Source organism: Streptomyces solincola (genome assembly GCF_002982015.1).
Lineage (GTDB): Bacteria > Actinomycetota > Actinomycetes > Streptomycetales > Streptomycetaceae > Streptomyces > Streptomyces solincola.
The window spans coordinates 1-2358 of sequence record NZ_PVLV01000715.1 but is presented as its reverse complement, the minus strand read 5'-3'; the positions used below and the strand labels follow the sequence as shown (position 1 = coordinate 2358).

At 74.9% G+C, this 2358-nt stretch carries 2 protein-coding genes; both read left to right on the top strand.

The genetic code is table 11. From position 1 onward, the window contains the following. Positions 1-156 precede the first annotated feature (156 nt). Positions 157-1389, top strand: coding sequence for a calcium:proton antiporter (locus tag C6N75_RS29620; RefSeq protein WP_105871915.1), 1233 nt, complete (start codon positions 157-159; stop codon positions 1387-1389). A gap of 97 nt (positions 1390-1486) precedes the next feature. Further along, positions 1487-2344, top strand: a complete 858-nt coding sequence (locus C6N75_RS29615) for an alpha/beta fold hydrolase (RefSeq protein WP_105871914.1) — start codon at positions 1487-1489, stop codon at positions 2342-2344. The last annotated feature ends 14 nt before the right edge of the window (positions 2345-2358 follow it).

The following is a 2358-nucleotide window of genomic DNA, read 5'->3' as shown; positions in this document are numbered from 1 at the left end:
GGGGATGGGGGGGCGGGCGGAAACCGGCACGGGGGAGTGCGCGGCGTCTTCAGCGCGGCACCTTCAGCGCGGCACCTTCGGCCCAGCACCTTCGGCCCAGCACCTTCGGCCCAGCACCTTTGGCGCGGCCTCTGACGGTCTGCCAGCGTGGGGACCATGGGCAGCGGTGCGGAGGGCAGGGACGGGGCCGGCGGCGGGCGCTCCCCGGCACGGCACGACGACGGTCCGGGCCAGGGCGCGGACGGGTTCCCGGCGAGGAGCTGGACGACCTGGGTGCCGGTGGCCGCGGTCGTGGTCCTCGCCCTGTGCTGGGGCCGCGACCTGCCGGGTCCGGTCCTGGCGCTGGTCGGCGCGGTGCTGATCGGCTCGGTGCTGTCCGCCGTGCACCACGCCGAGGTGGTCGCCCACCGGGTGGGCGAGCCGTTCGGCTCCCTGGTCCTCGCGGTGGCGGTCACCGTCATCGAGGTCGGGCTGATCGTGATGCTGATGGCCGGCGGCGGACCGGAGGCGTCCACCTACGCGCGCGACACCGTCTTCGCCGCCGTCATGATCACCTGCAACGGCATCGTCGGTCTGTCGCTCCTGGTCGCCGCGGTCCGTGAGCGCGTGGCCGTGTTCAACGCCGAGGGCTCCGGCGGCGCGCTCGCCACCGTCATCCTGCTGGCCACCATGACGCTGGTGCTGCCCTCGTTCACCACCAGCAACGCCGGCGCCGAGTTCTCCGGCGCCCAGCTCGTCTTCGCGGCCGTGGCGTCGCTGTGCCTGTACGCGAACTTCGTCGCCGTGCAGACCGTCCGCCACCGTGACTACTTCCTGCCGGTGGCCCGGGAGGGGCAGGAGGGGCCGGGCGCGTCCGGGACCGGGTCCGGGCCCGCGACCGGGGGCGGGCCGGATCCGGCGGAGGACACCGAGGAGCACGCCCCGCCGCCGAGCCTGCGAACCACCTGGTGGAGCCTGGCGCTGCTGCTGGTCGCCCTGGTCGCGGTCGTCGGCAACGCCAAGCTGGTGTCCCCGGCGATCGAGGACGGCGTCGAGTCGGCCGGCCTGCCCAAGGCGGTCGTCGGCGTGGTCATCGCCCTGGTGGTGCTGGCGCCGGAGACCCTGGCCGCCGTGCGCGCCGCCCGCCGCGACCGGGTGCAGACCAGCCTCAACCTGGGGTACGGCTCCGCCATCGCCAGCATCGGGCTCACCGTCCCGGTCATCGCACTGGCCTCGATCTGGCTCAGCGGCCCCCTCGTCCTCGGCCTCGGCCCGGTGCACCTGGTGCTGCTGGCCCTGACCGCCGTGGTGAGCGCCCTCACGGTGGTGCCCGGGCGGGCCACCTCCCTCCAGGGCGGACTGCACCTGGTGCTGTTCGCCGCCTTCGTCTTCCTGTCCATCAGTCCCTGACCCGCCGTCATACGGGATGCCGGGCGGGGACAGCGTGACGGCCACGCCGCACCGCGGCGCCGGGCACGGGCCTGCACCGCGAGCCGAGGAGGGCGCCATGGCCAGGATCGAGCTGTCGGCCGGACCGGTCGACTACCAGGACACGGGCGGCGGCGGCCCCGTCCTGGTCCTCTGCCACGGCGTCCCGATGAACGAGACCCAGTGGCGCAAGGTCGTGCCGCTGCTCGACGGCTACCGCTGCGTGCTGCCCACCCTCCCGCTGGGTGGCCACCGCACCCCGATGCACCCGGACGCCGACCTCTCCCAGCGCGGGGTGGCGCTGCTGCTCGGCGAGTTCCTCGAAGCCCTCGGCCTCGAAGAGGTGACGCTCGTCCTGAACGACTGGGGCGGCGGCCAGTTCCTGCTGTCCGAGGGCCGGGCCGGCCGCGTCGCACGGCTGGTGCTGGTCGCCTGCGAGGCGTTCGACAACTTCCCGCCGGGCCCCGGCAAGGCACTGGAGACGATCGCCCGCGTCCCGGGCGGCATCCGGCTGCTGCTGACCCTGCTGAGGATCCCGGCGATCCGCCACGCCAAGGGCTCCTACGGGGGGATGAGCCTGCGCGGGGTGCCGGACGAGGTGATGGACGACTGGTTCGCCCCCGCCCTCCGCAGCCGCGCCATCCGCCGGGACTTCGCCCGCTTCGCCGCCTCCGCGCCCGACCGGGGCACCCTCCTCGACTGGAGCGAACGGCTGCGCTCCTTCGACCGCCCCGTCCTGGTGGTCTGGGCGGCCGAGGACCGGCTGATGCCCCGCGAGCACGGCCCCCGACTGGCACGGCTCTACCCCCGCGGCAGACTGGTGGAGATCGCCGACTCCGCCACCCTCGTCCCCGAGGACCAGCCCGAACGGCTCGCCGCCGAACTCCGCGCCTTCCTCACCGAGACGGGCGCCCCGCCCGCCGCCCCTCCCCGCTGAACGCTCGCCGAAGC

What these genes read in the sequence shown, in the direction of transcription:
- C6N75_RS29620 (WP_105871915.1), top strand. Translation starts at nt 157, where the DNA reads ATGGGCAGCGGTGCGGAGGGCAGGGACGGGGCCGGCGGCGGGCGCTCC.
- C6N75_RS29615 (WP_105871914.1), top strand. Translation starts at nt 1,487, where the DNA reads ATGGCCAGGATCGAGCTGTCGGCCGGACCGGTCGACTACCAGGACACG.